This window comes from Moorena sp. SIO1G6, assembly GCF_010672795.1.
Lineage (GTDB): Bacteria > Cyanobacteriota > Cyanobacteriia > Cyanobacteriales > Coleofasciculaceae > Moorena > Moorena producens.
Map to the genome: position 1 here is coordinate 17,515 of NZ_JAAHFZ010000017.1, position 18,144 is coordinate 35,658.

The 18,144-nt window shown below is 40.5% G+C and carries 12 protein-coding genes; 3 read left to right on the forward strand and 9 right to left on the reverse strand.

The features are described from left to right. Positions 1–184 precede the first annotated feature (184 nt). Positions 185–1,834: a response regulator gene (locus F6K63_RS17745; protein WP_287267753.1), complete on the forward strand. Its 1,650-nt coding sequence runs from the start codon at positions 185–187 to the stop codon at positions 1,832–1,834. Between the two features lie 520 nt (positions 1,835–2,354). Here the strand turns inward: F6K63_RS17745 and F6K63_RS17750 are convergent. From F6K63_RS17750 to F6K63_RS17790, 9 genes are all read right to left on the reverse strand, one after another. Beyond that, positions 2,355–3,104: a filamentous hemagglutinin N-terminal domain-containing protein gene (locus F6K63_RS17750; protein ID WP_287267751.1), complete on the reverse strand. Its 750-nt coding sequence runs from the start codon at positions 3,102–3,104 to the stop codon at positions 2,355–2,357. Between the two features lie 805 nt (positions 3,105–3,909). Continuing rightward, positions 3,910–4,068 carry a hypothetical protein gene (locus tag F6K63_RS17755; protein ID WP_287267749.1) on the reverse strand — a complete coding sequence of 53 codons (159 nt, stop codon included), beginning with the start codon at positions 4,066–4,068 and terminating at the stop codon, positions 3,910–3,912. A 734-nt stretch (positions 4,069–4,802) separates the two neighbouring features. Continuing rightward, entirely contained in the window at positions 4,803–8,390 is a 3,588-nt protein-coding gene (locus tag F6K63_RS17760) for a right-handed parallel beta-helix repeat-containing protein (RefSeq protein ID WP_287312789.1), read from the reverse strand. 364 nt (positions 8,391–8,754) lie between these two features. Next, complete coding sequence (locus tag F6K63_RS17765; RefSeq protein WP_008191437.1) at positions 8,755–9,189, reverse strand: helix-turn-helix domain-containing protein; 435 nt, start codon at positions 9,187–9,189, stop codon at positions 8,755–8,757. 499 nt (positions 9,190–9,688) lie between these two features. After that, positions 9,689–10,468 (reverse strand): 16S rRNA (uracil(1498)-N(3))-methyltransferase, encoded by a 780-nt coding sequence (locus tag F6K63_RS17770; RefSeq protein WP_287312818.1) that lies wholly within the window; start codon positions 10,466–10,468, stop codon positions 9,689–9,691. 636 nt (positions 10,469–11,104) lie between these two features. Then, on the reverse strand, positions 11,105–12,505 hold the full coding sequence (locus tag F6K63_RS17775; protein ID WP_287312790.1) for a TldD/PmbA family protein: 1,401 nt from the start codon (positions 12,503–12,505) through the stop codon (positions 11,105–11,107). Between the two features lie 403 nt (positions 12,506–12,908). Beyond that, positions 12,909–13,535 (reverse strand): hypothetical protein, encoded by a 627-nt coding sequence (locus F6K63_RS17780; RefSeq protein ID WP_287312791.1) that lies wholly within the window; start codon positions 13,533–13,535, stop codon positions 12,909–12,911. A 200-nt stretch (positions 13,536–13,735) separates the two neighbouring features. Continuing rightward, positions 13,736–15,802 (reverse strand): AAA family ATPase, encoded by a 2,067-nt coding sequence (locus tag F6K63_RS17785; RefSeq protein ID WP_287312792.1) that lies wholly within the window; start codon positions 15,800–15,802, stop codon positions 13,736–13,738. Then, entirely contained in the window at positions 15,799–16,047 is a 249-nt protein-coding gene (locus F6K63_RS17790) for a hypothetical protein (RefSeq protein WP_008191425.1), read from the reverse strand. The genes F6K63_RS17785 and F6K63_RS17790 overlap by 4 nt, the downstream gene beginning before the upstream one ends. A 358-nt stretch (positions 16,048–16,405) precedes the next feature. On the opposite strand from F6K63_RS17790, the gene F6K63_RS17795 reads away from it, so the two are divergent. Together F6K63_RS17795 and F6K63_RS17800 are read left to right on the forward strand one after the other, a co-directional pair. Next, on the forward strand, positions 16,406–17,530 hold the full coding sequence (locus tag F6K63_RS17795) for an SGNH/GDSL hydrolase family protein (protein WP_044495733.1): 1,125 nt from the start codon (positions 16,406–16,408) through the stop codon (positions 17,528–17,530). A 98-nt stretch (positions 17,531–17,628) separates the two neighbouring features. Continuing rightward, a complete protein-coding gene (locus tag F6K63_RS17800; RefSeq protein WP_131826842.1) occupies positions 17,629–18,069 on the forward strand; it encodes a surface-adhesin E family protein in 441 nt (146 codons plus the stop codon). Positions 18,070–18,144 lie beyond the last annotated feature (75 nt).

Consider the following 18,144-nt stretch of genomic DNA (forward strand, 5'->3'; position numbering starts at 1 on the left):
CAAGTAACGAGTAATAAGTAACAAGTAACAAGTAACGAGTAATAAGTAACAAGTCACAATTTCCCTGAATAGGAAGTGATTAAGAGGTGCGCTTGACCTTGGCGAATTAAATTCGCCAAGGTCAAGCGCACCTCCGGACTTGCTATCATACCTTGGCGATTAGGAAATATATCAATAAGTGAAAATGAACCAATCACCAAACACTGGAACAATTTTAATCGTTGATGATAATCCCAATAATTTATCATTTCTCTACAAAACTTTGGAAAGTGCTGGGTTTCAAGTCAGAGTGGAAATGGATGGTGAAGGAACTATTGAACAAGTAGAGTATGAACCCCCTGATCTCATATTGTTAGATGTAAATATGCCCGTTATTGATGGATTTGAAACCTGCAAAAAACTCAAAAATAATCCAATATCTAAAGATATTCCCATAATTTTCATGACCGCGTTTGCTGATATAAACCATAAGATAAAAGGATTATCGTTAGGTGCAGTAGACTATATCCCAAAACCCTTTGAACAAGAAGAGGTATTAGCTAGAGTCAGGCTCCATTTAAAACTATATTTTTTGACAAAAACCCTCGCTGAACAAAATGCCTATCTCCAAGACGCTAAAGAAAAAGCAGAAGTAGCTAACCAAGCCAAGAGTGAATTCCTAGCTAACATGAGTCATGAACTCCGTACTCCCCTCAACGGTATTCTAGGATATGCTCAAATTCTCCAACGTGATGCGGCTTTAGCCGCCTCCAAAGGTGAACGAAATTTAACCGCCAAGCAACTCGAAGGCTTAAAAATCATTCAGAAAAGCGGTAGCCATCTCTTGACTTTGATCAACGATATCTTAGACTTATCTAAAATCGAAGCTGGCAAAATGGCACTGTATCCCACAGAATTTAATTTACTAACCTTCTTAGAGGAAGTTGTTGGAATCATCCGCATGCGAGCTAGTGAAAAAAATATTGTGTTGAGATTTGAACAAAACACTAACTTACCGACTGGTGTTAAGGCAGACGAGAAACGGCTCCGACAGGTACTGATCAACTTGTTAGACAATGCAGTAAAATTTACCGACCAAGGCAATGTAACGTTCAACGTTGGAGTGATTGAAGACCAAAACCCTACCTCCCTTGATCAGGGGAAAGATTCCCAAATCCAACATCGGACGATTCGCTTCGAGGTGATTGATACCGGGATAGGAATTAGCCCTCAACAATTAGAGACTATCTTCCAACCCTTTGAACAAACGGGGGATAGCAAATATCGGGCAGCTGGAACCGGCTTAGGCTTAGCCATATCTCGGCAGTTGGTGGAATTTATGGGAAGCCAACTAAACGTTAAAAGTGAGTTAATTAAGGGGTCAATGTTTTGGTTTGATGTTGCCTTACCTGTGGTTAAAGTTACCGAAGCAAAACGGAATATTGCAGGTCTTGTGATGGGTTACCACGGAAAACGACGCAAACTGCTAGTGGTGGATGATAACAAAGAAAATCGGTTGGTATTACTCAACATGCTTGAACCCTTAGGCTTTGAAGTGGTAACCGCAGAAAATGGTCAGCAGGGATTGGATGTCGCCATAGCGATCCGACCCGATCTGATTTTGACTGATTTATTCATGCCCGTCAAAACTGCTTTTACCATGGTGCCAGAAATGCGGGAAATACCTGATCTGAAAAATGTGCCGATCATTGCCCTTTCAGCCCGTACTTTTGAAATAGTTCAGAAACAGAGTCAGATGCTGGGCTGTGAAGGTTTTCTACCGAAACCCATTGACCAGGATCGGTTACTTGGTTTGTTGGAGCAGCTGTTGCAATTGCAGTGGGTTGATGACTGAGGTACTCTAAGAACAATTTTAGTAAGCATTCAGCTATCAGCCATAAGCGGTCAGCCGTTGGCTGATAGCTGACCGCACCTCAAGTAGTGTGCGCGTAGCGCATATGCTTACCTTTCCCTTTTAACCTTTAACTTTTTTGAGATTTATTAAGTCAGTGACATACTCCCACACGCTCATCGAAGATTACAGTGTGGGCTTCTTACCAACTCCAGCCATCACTATCGGCTTTCGCCGACGCGGGGCGCGTTCGGATACACGGGTTACTTTATTAACGACACGGGATGCCCCGACCCACCGGAACAATACAATAAGTTCTATTTTTTAGGCACGTAAGTGGCTGACAAACCAGCATTTAAGGCCGTAGGCCACGCTACGCGAACGGCTTTGTTTATCAGTACATATATTATAGCAATTTTATAATACCCTGTGCAAAATTCATCCCACACCTATGCTACGCATTAGGTGTGGGGCTTCTTTTGCCGGACAGCTAAAGTTTTTTTTTAAATACTATGATGTCAAATCATATCATGTCCAGGGTAAGCGCAAGAAAAAATTGCCCATAATGTGCATTGGCTGGATATCGGTTGATCGTGGCTCGAAGATTAGTCGATATCTTACTATCTTCGATAACCTCAACATCACCACCGAGTAACAACAGGTTATCAACCGCCAGCTTCTCCAACTTAGCTTGACTAGTAATATTACTGGGAATTTGATTAAAGAAGAACACATTAGGATTAACCGTCAGCAATGGCGAAGGCGGCTCTGGATTAGAAGCACTAAACACTCCTTGATTACCAAACCCAATCCCATCAGCAGTAGTGCCTACAAAAGAACCGGATACATCAAGCTTGGCATTCTCCCCAAACAAAATCCCCTTGGGATTAATCAAGAACAAATTTGCTCCACCATTGACACCCAAGGTGCCAAGAATATTAGAAGGATTCGCACCAGTTACCCGAGAAATAATATTTTCAATCCCAGCTGGATTAGCAAAATAAACCCTTTGCCCCTCTGAGACATTAAACTCTAGGAAACTGTGGAACAAATTGATATCCCGGATTGCTCCTCCTTTAATTAGATCAACAATTTCTCCATTTACTTGACCCGACCTTTGGTCAAACAAAGACCTTTCGGCGGTCGGTAACGTAGTATCAGGAGTAATCTGAGCATTAGCTTGCTTTACTGAAAATGCGTACGCTCCACTAATGGCTAAGCATAGCGCTAAACCTAACTGAGTGTTATAGCGTTTTAAGACATCTAATGTCATAGCTTAGATTTCTCCTGCTCCTGGGTCGAGTGTTTTTACTGCACTTAAGGTTAATCAATCTCTTGCCATCAATTAACCTAATTTTGATTAATCTAATTTTGATTAACCTACTGACAGCTGTTCAGTTTGATTGATAATGGCTTGAGGCTGTTATTCTCTGTGGAAATAATAATTTATGCTATTATACACCTATAGGTGGCAGCTATTGATATAAATTTTTGTTAAATTAGGTTAATTATGTTAAATTAGGTTAACCATTGCTACAGGTAATGCTGCTCCAAAGTGGCTGATAAATAACATCCAGTCATATCCAAAATTGCTGCAATTTCCAACAGTGAATCAATTGGGCTGAAACTCATTAAACTAGCGCTATAGTTAACCCCCGCCTAATCTGAGCAATTTTTATTAGCGCTATAGTTTAGGAATAGGATGCTAATAGCTAGCATCGCACGCTTATCGAAAATTGCTGAAATTTCCAACAGTGAATGAATTCGACTGAAGTTAATTAAGCTAGCGCTATCGTGATGATCCGAAATTGCTGAAATTTGCGACAGTCAAGATTATCGAAAATTGCTAGAATTTACGATAGTAAAGGATTTTCACCCTTTGTTGATTAACAAGGCGCGATCGCTATTATCCCAAATTGCTGGAATTTCCAACAGTCAACATTAGCCAAAATTGCTGAAATGTCCAACAGTAAAGGATTTTTACACTTTGTTGCTGTTGCTAGCGTGATCGCTATTATCCCAAATTGCTGGAATTTGCGGTAGTCAACATTATCCAAAATTGCTGTAATTTCCGGCAGTCAAGGATTTTCATCGAAGTTGCTGTTGCTAGCACTATCGTGATTAGCCAAAATTGCTGAAATGTCCAACAGTAAAGGATTTTCACACTTTGTTGCTGTTGCTAGCGCGATCGCTATTATCCCAAATTGCTGGAATTTGCGGTAGTCAACATTATCCAAAATTGCTGTAATTTCCGGCAGTAAAGGATTTTCACACTTTGCTGATTAACAAGGCGCGATCGCTATTATCCAAAATTGTTGTAATTTTTGATAACTATCGCGCGTTGCTCAAGCTAACGCGATGAAGCGAAGCTTCCGCTAAAAGCGATCGCGATCATCCCAAATTGTTAAAATTTACGATAGTAAAGGATTTTCACGGCTTTGTTGCTGTTGCTAGTGCGATTGAAATGCAGTCACGCTAAGCGATGAAGCGTTCGCAAAGCGTGGCCTACGGCCTCAGCTTCCGCTAAAAGCGATCGCGCCGACTCCAAAATTGCTGGAATTTCCGATAACTGTCGCGCATTGTGATTGCTAGTGCGATTGAAATGCAGTCACGCTACGCGATGAAGCGTTCGCAAAGCGTGGCCTACGGCCTCAGCTTCCGCTAAAAGCGATCGCGATCATCCCAAATTGTTAAAATTTACGATAGCAAACTAATTGGGCTAAAGCCTTAACTAGCGCTATAGTTATCCACAGCTTAAGCTTGCCAATGTGAATGATAGCGAGATCAACACCTCTTGTGTGTAGGCACGATCATCAAAAATTGCTGAAATATCCGACAGTCAACGAATTGGACTGAAAAAGTTATCCGAATTTACCTCATGTCATTAACCTATGCTTATTGATAATTGCCCAGTCTTTAAAACTGATTATACCTCAAAATTTAGGACATAGTTGAGGTAAAAATAATTTAATTAAGGCAATCTATCAATCTGATACTTAGATATTAACTTAGATTGCTTAAAAAGTGGCTTAAAAAGCCTACTTTGCCAGAGCAAACCCGTTACCAATGAAGCTAAACAGCTATAAATATTAAAACTTAGCAAAAAAGTTAATCCTAAATTTGCGCCTAATACTAGGGTGAGAGATATTATTTCGATAATATATTGTTTATTAAACCTATTTTTACGCAGTTTGTAAAATACAAATCCAATCACAGCTAAGGCTACAGCTATAGTAGGAGTAATTACCAAACCCCTAGCTATAGCTACAGGTAGGGCAATAGAAAGACTTAGTATACCAGCAATTCCTAAATAGAATGGTCTATTACTCCTAAGAATACAGCGACGAAACAATGGATTACATCCTTCTTCAATTTGAATTCCTGGAAAAGGATGGTTTTCAATTCGACAGCGACGGAAAGTAGGATTACTATTATTATTAATTTCCAAGCCTAGACTATTATTGCCATAAATTTTGCAGTCTTCTAGGGTTCCTAATCCATTGTCTGTAATCCAAATTCCGGTTTGTTTACCATCATAAATACGACAGCGACGGAGCGTGGGATGGCTAGCTTCATTGATATACACTCCTGAATAAGTATTACCATAGATGTCGCAGTCTTCCAGGGTTCCTAATCCATTGTCTGTAATCCAAATTCCGGTTTGTTTACCATCATAAATACGACAGCGACGGAGCGTGGGATGGCTAGCTTCATTGATATACACTCCTGAATAAGTATTACCATAGATGTCGCAGTCTTCCAGGGTTCCTAATCCGTTGTCTATAATCAAAATTCCGAAACTTTTACCATCATAAATACGACAGTTACGGAGCGTGGGATGGCTACCTGTAGTGATCTGCACTCCTGGATCAGTATTACCATAGATATCGCAGTCTTCTAGGGTTCCTAATCCATTGTCTGTAATCCAAATTCCGTTTTGTTTACCATCATAAATACGACAGCGACGGATAGTGGGATTGCTACCTGTAGTGATCCCCACTTCTTCATAAGAATTACCATAAATGTCGCAGTCTTCCAGGGTTCCTAATCCGTTGTCTATAATCAAAATTCCGAAACTTTTACCATCATAAATACGACAGTTACGGATAATGGGATTGCTACCTGTACCAATACACACTCCTGGAGCAGTATTGCCATAGATGTCGCAGTCTTCTAGGGTTCCTAATCCATTGTCTGTAATCCAAATTCCGGTTTGTTTACCATCATAAATACGACAGTTACGGACCATGGGATTGCCACCTGTATCAATAAACACTCCTGGAGCAGTATTGCCATAGATGTCGCAGTCTTCTAGGGTTCCTAATCCATTGTCTTGAATCCAAATTCCGGTTTGTTTACCATCATAAATACGACAGCGACGGACCGTGGGATTGCTACCTGTACCAATAAACACTCCTGGAGCAGTATTGCCATAGATGTCGCAGTCTTCCAGGGTTCCTAATCCATTGTCTTTAATCCTAATTCCGCTTCGTTTACCATCATAAATACGACAGTGACGGAGCGTGGGATTGCTACCTGTAGTGATCTGCACTCCTAGATCAGTATTGCCATAGATATCGCAGTCTTCTAGGGTTCCTAATCCATTGTCTTTAATCCAAATTCCGTATCCTTTACCATCATAAATACGACAGTTACGGAGCGTGGGATTGCTACCTGTAGTGATCTGCACTCCTGGATCAGTATTGCCATAAATATCGCAGTCTTCTAGGGTTCCTAATCCGTTGTCCATAATCAAAATTCCGAAACTTTTACCATCATAAATACGACAGCGATGGATCGTGGGATTGCTAGCTTTATTGATATACACTCCTGGATCAGTATTGCCATAGATGTCGCAGTCTTCTAGGGTTCCTAATCCATTGTGTGTAATCGAAATTCCGTTTACTTTACCATCATAAATACGACAGCGACGGATCATGGGATTGCTACCTGTATCGATATCAACTCCTCCGTAATTATTGCCATAGATGTCGCAGTCTTCTATAGTTCCTAATCCATTGTCTGTAATCCAAATTCCGGTTCCTTTACCATCATAAATACGACAGTTACGGATAGTGGGATTGCTACCTGTAGTGATCTGCACTCCTAGATCAGTATTGCCATAGATATCGCAGTCTTCTAGGGTTCCTAATCCATTGTCTGTAATCCAAATTCCGGTTTGTTTACCATCATAAATACGACAGTGCCGGACCGTGGGATTGCTACCTGTACCAATACACACTCCTGGAGCAGTATTGCCATAGATGTCGCAGTCTTCTAGGGTTCCTAATCCATTGTCTGTAATCCAAATTCCGGTTTGTTTACCATCATAAATACGACAGTTACGGACCATGGGATTGCCACCTGTATCAATAAACACTCCTGGATAAGTATTGCCATAGATGTCGCAGTCTTCTAGGGTTCCTAATCCATTGTCTTTAATCCAAATTCCGGTTTGTTTACCATCATAAATACGACAGTGACGGATAGTGGGATTGCTACCTGTAGTGATCTGCACTCCTGGATCAGTATTGCCATAGATATCGCAGTCTTCTAGGGTTCCTAATCCATTGTCTTTAATCCAAATTCCGTATCCTTTACCATCATAAATACGACAGTTACGGAGCGTGGGATTGCTACCTGTAGTGATCTGCACTCCTGGATCAGTATTGCCATAGATATCGCAGTCTTCTAGGGTTCCTAATCCATTGTCTGTAATCCAAATTCCGAAACTTTTACTATCATAAATACGACAGCTACGGATAATGGGATTGCTACCTGTAGTGATCCCCACTCCTAGACTAGTATTGCCATAGATGTCGCAGTCTTCTAGGGTTCCTAATCCATTGTCTGTAATCCAAATTCCGAAACTTTTACCATCATAAATACGACAGTTACGGATAATGGGATTGCTACCTGTATCAATAGACACTCCTGGATAAGTATTGCCATAGATGTCGCAGTCTTCTAGGGTTCCTAATCCATTGTCTGTAATCCAAATTCCGGTTCCTTTACCATCATAAATACGACAGTTACGGAGCATGGGATTGCTACCTGTAGTGATCTGCACTCCTAGATAAGTATTGCCATAGATGTCGCAGTCTTCTATTACTCCTTGACCATTATCTTTAATCTGAATCCCGTTACCTTGCCCATCATGAATACAGCAGCGATGAATAATGGGATTTGCTTTAGAACCACAAATAACTATACCACAGTCATAGGCGGTCAGATCACAATCTTCAAGAATTAACTCTCCCTTGGGGACACACACACCTACACTGCATTCTCGCAAAGTTAAGCCTCGCACTATTGCATAGTCTGTTTGCATCAGAATGCAGTTCAGATTAGTGCCCTCAATAACAATATCGGAGACTTTCCCATCTCCTAAAATTTCTAGAGATTTATCAATAACAATACTTTCTCTATAAATCCCTGGCTTTACTAAAATTCTGGTTTCAGGTTGGGCATTTTTAATCGCATCCGCAATTGTTGTGTAGTCAGCCCTATCCGATTTAGCAACAACTACGGTTTTATTTGAATTAAAATTACTTGTCACAGTCTAAAAGTCTTTTCGGTAAAACGACAAAAAATAACTTTATAAGCAGTTCCCAAGTTATTGATAGAAGAAGCGTCTCTCTTTCTATCCCAAATAAATTTTTATATAGATCAAGATTGCTGATGAAACTCTATCCTACATGCCGCAGGTATACTTATATAAGTAAATAGTATAGCAGTTTTTAATTGGGTGAAGTACTTTGCTTATCTTTTTAAGGCAGAAGGCAGAAATTTTGAAGGTCTTAAAAGCAATCAGCGCCAATAAAGTTTGACAAAATCTTACACTCACATGAGCGCTCACCCCAGATTGGGAGAACGATTCACCGCTAGTTCCCCTAAACAGACCCAAAAATAGTAAAGTCCCACTAGCCAAAAAGTTTGGTCAAAATTTCCACAGAAGGATCAACTTCCAGCCACACTGTAGCTCCACAATCCTTGGGACAATTGGGCTGATAAACCAACCGAGACGGTCCTTTGATTTCTACATAATGACCGTAGGTGTTGCGATTACCTTGTTTGACGGTTAGGACAGGCTCGTAGGTGTTGTTCTTTTTATTTTGCCTAATGACGTTCTGGTTGACATGAACGTAAGTGGCCACCTTTTGGAAACCTCTTCTCCAGGTTCCCTTTGGTCCACGGCGACCGGGACTGACCTTGGGCAAGCCATTAAATAGGGGAATTTGCCAAAATCTGCCAACTTTTTGAGCGCCCTTAATTCTGCCATTTTTGAGAAGTTGACGGACTCGTTGGACACAAATCCCTAGAAGAAAAGCTGCTTGGGTAGTTCCGACCACTGTCATTTTTTTTGCTCCTTTAATTAGCGCTATACTTAGCATAGCACATTATTTCTGGTTGTGGGAAATATTTACAAATTTTTACAAAGTGAATCAGGCAATTTAAATAGCGCTAGCTTTTTAGGGGTGGTAAAGACTATATGGGATGATTGGGATTAAGGTTTTACTATAGCGCTAATTTATTTGTGGGATTTATGGAAGCTATAGTATAACGCTAACCTTATTTAGGGCTTAAGGGATATATCAAGTAATTGGATTTATTTTTTAAATAGCGATTTAGTCAAGTCAAAAATTATCTAGCGCTATTTTTTAGTTAGTTTATATAGCGTTATAGTTTTGTAAAATTTGGTGATAAAATTTTATTAGCGCTACCCTTTTATAGGAGTTAAGGGTTGTATGGATTGATTAGATTTAATTTCACACTTAAACTAGCGCTATAGTAATTGAATTGAATCATGGACAAACCCAGTGTATTGGCTCAGTTGCGGATCATGTTGTCAATTGCTCAAGCAAAATTATCACCTTTTGTCTTAACTGATGACTCCGACGCTGCTGCTACTATAGACAAGCTAACAATAGGAGCAGTGATAGCTCGAAGAATGCGACTTCCTAGAGAAACAGCTATAAATCCAGCAGCAGTAGCTTGTTCTAGCTCTTGAGTTGTCCAACCACCCTCCGGTCCGGTAGCAATGACAATGCCAGGATGTTGAGCAGGGTCTGTTTGACCAGTATCCAATCCTAATCGTAAATCTAATAAGCAATTGAGTAGATGGGGAGCCTTTCCCCGAGCTACACAAATATAGCGATAGGCTTCTCGGGTTTCCGGTAAATGAAGACTATCGGAAAAGTCAACAGGTTCAAGAATTTTCGGCACAACTTCCCGTTCTGATTGCTCTGCTGCTTCTTGGGTGATGCGCCGCCACCTCTGGAGCTTTTGAGGACTAGGATTGAGTAAAGTGCGATCGCTTTTCAACGGCACAATCCGAGTCACTCCCAACTCCGTTGCCATCAGACAAATTTGCTCAAATCCACTCCCTTTAGGCATCGCAGCCATCAAGGTTACCTGTTTAGGCAATTCGGTTTGAATGTGCTCAGATGCGACAATTTTAGCTTGAGTCAAATCACCTTCTAACTCACTAACATACCAGCCACCCTCTCCATCCATAGCAATAAAGCGATCGCCCTTTCTCAGCCGCAACACTCTAATTAGATAATGCTGTTGGGCATCAGTTAAAACAATCCCTTGGTCTTGACGCTGTGCAGGTGATATCACCAACCGTTGCATAGTCATTACTGTTGCCGCAGTTGTAGGGAATTCCGGATTAAATAACAATCACAGAGAATAGGCTTCGATATTTTTGAATTTAGAATTTAGAATTTAGAATTTAGAATTTAGAATTTTGGCTCTTCAGTAGCTTTTATGCTAAAATTCCAGTTAAAAAACTCAGAAAGCTTAATCTACAGGGTAAATTAGGCTATTCAACATTTTAGAATTTAGAATTTAGAATTTAGAATTTAGAATTTAGAATTTAGAATTTAGAATTTAGAATTTAGAATTTAGAATTTAGAATTTAGAATTTTGGCTCTTCAGTACCTTTTATGCTATAATTGCCGTTAAAAAGCTCATAAAGCTTAATCTACAGGGAAAATTAGGCTATTTAACTGATAAAATTTTCTGAATACGGCCTTTGACCACTGTTATTTCCAGAGCCGCTTTTCCCTGTTACAGACTACAGACTGTTTATTTAGGATAACAAGTACGGAACAACCAGAATGTATAATTCATTCTAAATTCTAAATTTTACATTCTAAATTTTACATTCTAAATTCTTCATTCTAAATTCTTCATTCTAAATTCTTCATTCTAAATTCTTCATTCTGACAGACAACCTTCAACCTTCAACCTTCAACCTCCAAACCTTCAACCTTCAATTTCTCCACCAACTACCACATTCCGAATCCTTAAGCTTGGTCCTGCACAACCTACAGCTAAGCCGCTTTGTCCACCTTTACCACAGCCACCGGATTCATCCCAATAGAAATCATCACCAATAGCTTCAATATCAGCTAAGGTCTTGAACACATTACCAGAAAGAGTGACATCTCGCACAGGTTCAGCAATTTGACCATTGCGAATCATCCAAGCTTCTCCAGCGCTAAAGGTAAACATTTCACCATTAGTCATACCTCCTAGCCAATTTCGAGCATAGACTCCTACTGTAATATCATCGAATAAGTCGGCTACTGGAGTAGCTCCGGGTCCTATCCAAGTATTAGTCATCCGAACAATCGGGGGATAGTGGTAATTGAGACAACGAGCATTACCAGTAGGGGTTTCGCCTAACTTACCAGCAGTTTCACGGGAGTGAAGACGTCCAACTAATACACCATCTTTAATCAACTGAGTGGTAGTGGCTGGAGTGCCTTCATCATCGTAGAAATAGCTACCCCGGTGTCCTTGGGTCGCAGCTCCATCAAAGATTTGCAACTCCTTTGAGCCAAAACGACGCCCTATACTCATCACTTCTAGTAAGTCAGGATTTTCATAAGCCATGTCGGCTTCAGAAAGGTGTCCAAAGGCTTCGTGAACAAACAAACCAGTCAGGATGGGGTCGATAACTACTGTATAATTACCACCAGTTACAGGTGGTAAGGATAGAGCATCTACAGCACGTTGAGCTGCTCCATGGACTTGTTGATCAAGATTGGTCAGGTCGTCATAGCCTTGGCGAGAGCCAATGGTTTCTCTACCAGTATGGACACTATCGCCATTACGAGCAGTAGCAGCAAAACGCATTTCCAGATCTGCCCAAGATTGCTCTATCAAGGTACCTTCGGAAGTAGCAATGATGATGCGCTGGTTAACATCCCCATACCGGACAGAAGTAGTAGCAATGCTATTGTCATAACTTCTGAGAATTTGATTGTAGCGATCGCATAATGCTTTCTTCTGCGCCAAGGGAATTTGTCTAGGGTCTGTACCAGTCAGGGGTAACTGACAAACATCCTGTCTTGGTTCAATGGGAGCAAGGGTGGTTTCTTGATTACCCACAATCCTAGCTGCTGCGATCGCGTCTTCGACTCGTTCTTTAATAGCGCTAAGCTGGTTAAAACTCGAAAAACCCCATCCTCCATTATAACATGCTCTTACTTGTCCACCGATAGAAAGACCTTCACTAAGGGTTTCTATCTTGTCACCCCGTAATAAAATGCTAGTTCCTTCGGCTTCTTCTAAGCGAATAGCTAAGTAATCGACACGGGAGCCATATTGAGCAATTAGGTCACAGAGTAAGTTTTTGGTATCAGTTAGGACAATTGGCATAGTAGGGGAAAGAGCAAATAACTATTCTATTGTGCAATGAGTAGGGGCTCTAGTGCTATCGTAAGCATTTAGTCGTCAGCTTATGTGCTACACACACGCTACGCGAACAGCTTATGTTCTTTGTTTTACGTCATATCATGTTAAAACTTACACTATTATAGCATAATTTACCCCTTAGATTATTCAACATAAGCAGTAAGGTAAGCCTCAACCCTAGTCACTTCAATAATATTGACTACTTGTAACAATTAACCTTATTATACATAATTATCGACGTTATTCTAAATTTTAATTATTTCGATAATCATAACAATAAGAATTAGACCAATAATATTATTGCTTAACCCTTGATGTAGTGTCTATTTACTTACCGACTTTTCTTGCCACTATCCCAAAATTATCACTAACTTTCAGCAACAGATTGAGGGCGAGTGCTATTAATAATATGTGACATAATACCGAGCAGAGCCTCTAAATTACCAATAAAGTGTTCTTCTGACTCAATAGAAACCGAATTTTTTACTAATTTTATAAATTTCCAGAGGCTGCCAGTTGTTACTCCACCATAGATAAACGGAATAGGATTATTTTTGTGATCATTAAAAAGTTGAGCAGCAACCATTTCAGCAATACACTGAGGGATAGCGGATTTAAGGTTATCGTTTTTGGCTTCAACTAGAATAGCAATAGGAGCAGTAACCTCCAACTGTTCAGGAGAATGACTAATGATAAAATCACACCTACCGTTTAGCCCTTTACTTTTATCAATAGTAAACTCTGTCCCAGAGAAAAGGCTGATTTGACGGTTAAATTGCTTGCGAATTTCCACTAAAATAGGAGCAACAATCAATTCAGAGCGCGCTTTTTCCGTATCGATTTCCAATCCTAGAGGTAGGTTTTCTTCTAAAATCTCTTTCAATAAAGGACTAGGAGTAACTGGTTCAACTGATTCAAATAAGTTAACTCGTTCTTGAATCGATAGGTTAAATTGATGTTTGAGTGTATCTAGAGTAAATTCACTGTAAGACATGGCTTTAGCTCGCTATATGTAGCTGTTATCAATCCTTTGAGGTACTATCATAAGAATTCAGTGGTCAGCTGTCAGCCGTGAGCTAAAAGCTCATCCTACGCGAACAGCTTAAAATAAATCTGGAACAGGAGAATTTAATCATTCGATATTGAGAGTATTGAAACTATGGTAATTTGCCCATCTAAGCATATGCTGAATAGTTACTCATAATCTACCTCAACAATCTCAGTATATTCAAACTGATTTGCACTACGCCTTACCAAATCATAACGATTTCCACCAAGCTCAATAACATCTTCTTCACAATCAGACTTAGGAGAATTGTAAGTCAACACATACTCTTTACCAAGAAAAGAAAGTATCTCATCAGCCACTTCTCCTCGCCACTGAGTCTGAGTCACTAAAACTACTAATTGATTCGCCAGTCTAGGTAAGATATTAGCAATTCGCCGACGATAGATTTCATCCAAGCTTCCAAAGGGAGAATCCATTACAATAGGAAAAGTACTACTATCAGGTCCCATCAGAGAATGCTCTTGACTCCAATCCCTAACTCGGTCAATAATTCCCCCGATAAAGGATAAACTTAGAATCTGATTTTCTCCGGTAGACGCAGCAACTAGGTTTTCTTCCCCAAGAGTACTTTCTACTAAGGTTAACTCATACTTATCACTCAACTTAGGAATGTAAGGTGTAAAGGAAATTGAGATAAATATCTCCTGGACCCGCTTCTCCAAAGAAGTCCGAAACTGAGTTTCTAAACGTTCCCTAACTTCAATTAACCGTTCAATAGAATCTTGAGCAGCAGCAATCCGTCGCTGTATCAACGCCTGCTTACTTTCATTCATTTTGTGCTTAGCAATCTGCTTATCCTTTAAGTCAATGTCTGTATCCAACTGTTCAATTTGTTGTTGATTACCTCCTTGCTCTAGGGTTAGCTCCCGAATCCTAGTATCTATCTCATCCAATTGTTGTTGGAGATGACTGATATCCTCATCGGGAAAGTTACGTAACTTTTTCTTGATATCATCTAGTTGGGTCTCAATTCTAGAAAGCTCAGTTCTTCCCTGAGCAATAGTATCTTGTTGTTGGTCAACATCCTGCCAAAACTCAGGCACCTGTTGGTTAATTTCATCAACCTGGGAACCCATCCTTATTGCCGTTTCTTCCACTTCAGCCATTCCGGCTTTATCCATCCAGGCTGCTACTTGCTGATGAGCATGAGTTCCCTCAGTTAATTCTACACCACAGATACAGCGCTTGTGTTTAAGTAAATCCCCAACAAATTGCCGCTTAATCCCAACAGGTAATTCCCCTCTTTCCGTTATTAAGTCTTTGACAATCTCTTGAAAAGTTGAGCTTACCTCTGAGAGCAGCACCGTATAGCCACGAGTTGATATAGCTCGTTTCAAGATATTTTGGCTTTGTTTTAGCTGTTCTCTAATTAACTTTTCTCTAGCTTCTAGTTCATCCCGCAGTTGTTGTAACTCCTGAGCGCCACCGAGTTCTAATAACCGTTGACCAATTATCTTCTTTAGCTCATCTTGCTCCTCTAACTCCTGCTTGATTTCCCTTTGACGCTTGATTAGACTCTGGCTCTTCTTTTCCGATTTTCGCTGTTGTTTAAGCAATTGCTTAGTTTCAGAGTCGCCAATTAAAGACAATTCATAGTCTAAGGTTTTTTTCGCTTCCCTTAAATGTTTAATGGAGCGATTTAAAACTTCTACCCCTAGCAAGGTCTTGGTTGCTTCCGCAACTTCTGACTTTTTATCGGAGCGTACCAGTTGCTCAATTCGTTCCCCATCAAAAAAGAAGTATTGGTGCAAACTAGCTGGTAAAATTTGACCAATGATATCCTCGGGTAGTTGTTGAGGTAATAACCAGCGTCCATCATCTCCAGCGATTTGGAGATACAATTCTGTGTTACCTTGATCGACTCCTAACTCAGTTTTGTAAGTACGACATAGACGTTTGACTTGGTAGCGTTTATTATTATGTTCAAATGCCACTTCTACCCAACAGTCTACTGGTTTATTGAACTGAGCTTCAGCAAGAGCTCGCTTATTCAGCAGTTGGTCTTCTGAAGCAAAAGCAGCACTAAACTTTTCATAGAGTACCCACGAAAAAGCATTCAGGATGGTAGTCTTACCTGCACCATTATTCCCATGAATAATCGTAGTGTTTTGCTCGCCACTGGCTAACACAATCACGGGAGTCTTACCATAAAACTGACGAAAATTAAATAGCTGAATAGATAGCAGCTTCATTGAACTTCTTCCTTGACAATTCTCAGGATATCATCATTAATATTACGGGGAGTTTTCATATAGAGTTTATCCTTTTCTGCCTGCAAGACTCGCTCTATAATTCGGCGCACTTCTAGGGGAGCAGTGATAATCGGCTCCTGGACATCATGGAGTTCATTCTTGCTAGGAGAATAAGTAGAAGATTTTTCAGCTACTCTTCTGGAAATGACTGATGTAGCACCACTGGTAGAGTATCTAAATGTCATAACCGTATTTTTTAAAAAAGCGACTAACCTGTCAGATCGTGTCCGGTTGTTTCGGTAGTGTTATTTGTTGTTTATTTTAGTAATCGGTAAGGGTAAATAGGGAATAGCTTGGTAGTAATCACACTTACCAATTCCCGATTACCAATTATCAATTACCCACGCTTTACACTATCGATGTTCCCGGACATGATACCATATCCAGCCTGACTAAATTTATTGTAAGACTTTATTGTTTATTTATACTATAACCCAAAAATTTTGCCAGCTCTTAATAAAGAGAGTCACCCAAAGCAGTACTCTATCTCTGTAGGTTTTTAGTTTTCGATTGAAACCTGCCCACAATCACAGACAATCAAAAATGAAAAACGCAATTACGGCTTTCGGATTTTCTCTATTATCTTTAATGTTGCCCTCTGAAGCTAGGGCATATGATTTAGATTTCACTAATCTTTATGTGTTTGGTGATAGCCTATCGGATACTGGCAATTTGTTCAATATCAGTAAGGCAAGCAATCAGCTAAATCCCACTCTTCCCATCATCCCCCAGAGTCCACCCTACTTTCAGGGACGTTCTAGCAATGGTCCGATCTGGGTAGATTATCTAGCAGATGCTCTGGACATAGACCTGAAGCGATCTACTGATTTGTCGTTGCTGTTACCGGATTCCCCGATACTGTCTCCAATCACTATCACTCCCGATGGCCCTCGGGTGAGTTTTTTCTTCAATGGTGCGACGACTACTCAAAGCGTAAACTTTGCTTTTGGTGGTGCTGGAACCGGATTGGCTGGGATTGGTCAGTTCGGGGAGGTTGTACCGGGATTACTCACCCAAGTCCCAGGGTTTACCAATGACCTAATCGTATCTGATCAGATGGCTGACCCCAACGCCCTCTATATTCTGTGGTCAGGTGCTAATGATTACCAGAGTGTGGAACCTCCTAATCCTACTGAGGTCGTCGGGAATATACAGACAGCACTGAACTCCCTGTATAACTTTGGTGCTCGCAATTTCCTAGTGCTTAACTTACCGGATTTGGGAAAGATACCTCAATCACTGAGGCTAGGTAGTGCATTATCGACTCGCCTCACGGATTTGATCGAGCAGCATAACTCTGTGTTGGACTCCACCCTTAAGGTTTTGAGCCAATCATTACCTGACATTAACCTGATATTCTTTGATGAATATGACCTATTTAATCAGGTTGTGACCAATCCTGGAGACTTTGGTTTCACGAATGTGACGGAAACGTGCTTAGATCAAGCAACGTTGATTGCCTGTGCTAATCCAGACGAGTTTTTATTCTGGGATAGCTTCCACCCAACGACAGCTGGCCATCAGATCCTAGCGGAATCCACCTTAGCAGCACTTAAGTCCCAAGACAAGCCTGAATCTAAGTCTGTACCAGAACCAGTGTCTTCTGCTTCCTTAGGAGTGATAGGGCTTGCCTGGTTGCTTCGGAAACAGTTGAATAAATCCTGCTAGATTTTACTATTAAGTGTAACACAGTGGCAGCTTTCCGAGCTGTCACCGTTGATACTAAATTGATACTAAATAAATTGATACTACTATTGGTAAATTCTATGGGTAAATTTCTGTTAATCTTATCTGCGATCGCTTGTCTATCTCAGACTGCTATAGCTCAGACAAAACCAAGGCGTTGGGTCAGAGTCATGTCAAATGCTCAGACAGGCAATATCCACTACTTTGATGTCGATTCTTTGGTCACCACCACTGATGAAATGGGCAATCCCATCCACTCCTTTGATAGTAGGATAGTATTTGGTAATCCTCTCGAACCAGGAGTGTATTCTGCCATTATCACGGTTCAAGTTAATTGCCCTGAGCGTTCCATACGTACATCGCGTTTTGAACAATACGATTCCCAGGGTAGTATAATCAGCCGGGAAGAATCGGAGAATGATTGGTACACAATACCCACACCCGATACTCCAACGGTTCATGTCATGAATGGTTTTCACACCTTAGCTTGTAAGTCTAAGACTAATGTTGTTAACCGTTGACTGTTGACTGTTGACTGTTGACTGTTAACTTTTGACTGTTGACTGTTAACTTTTGACTGTTAACTGTTAACTGTT

Excerpts from the sequence above, each read along its gene's own strand:
- F6K63_RS17745 (WP_287267753.1), top strand. The coding sequence starts at position 185 with ATGAACCAATCACCAAACACTGGAACAATTTTAATCGTTGATGATAAT.
- F6K63_RS17750 (WP_287267751.1), bottom strand. The coding sequence starts at position 3,104 with ATGACATTAGATGTCTTAAAACGCTATAACACTCAGTTAGGTTTAGCG.
- F6K63_RS17765 (WP_008191437.1), bottom strand. The coding sequence starts at position 9,189 with ATGACAGTGGTCGGAACTACCCAAGCAGCTTTTCTTCTAGGGATTTGT.
- F6K63_RS17770 (WP_287312818.1), bottom strand. The coding sequence starts at position 10,468 with ATGCAACGGTTGGTGATATCACCTGCACAGCGTCAAGACCAAGGGATT.
- F6K63_RS17775 (WP_287312790.1), bottom strand. The coding sequence starts at position 12,505 with ATGCCAATTGTCCTAACTGATACCAAAAACTTACTCTGTGACCTAATT.
- F6K63_RS17780 (WP_287312791.1), bottom strand. The coding sequence starts at position 13,535 with ATGTCTTACAGTGAATTTACTCTAGATACACTCAAACATCAATTTAAC.
- F6K63_RS17785 (WP_287312792.1), bottom strand. The coding sequence starts at position 15,802 with ATGAAGCTGCTATCTATTCAGCTATTTAATTTTCGTCAGTTTTATGGT.
- F6K63_RS17790 (WP_008191425.1), bottom strand. The coding sequence starts at position 16,047 with ATGACATTTAGATACTCTACCAGTGGTGCTACATCAGTCATTTCCAGA.
- F6K63_RS17795 (WP_044495733.1), top strand. The coding sequence starts at position 16,406 with ATGAAAAACGCAATTACGGCTTTCGGATTTTCTCTATTATCTTTAATG.
- F6K63_RS17800 (WP_131826842.1), top strand. The coding sequence starts at position 17,629 with ATGGGTAAATTTCTGTTAATCTTATCTGCGATCGCTTGTCTATCTCAG.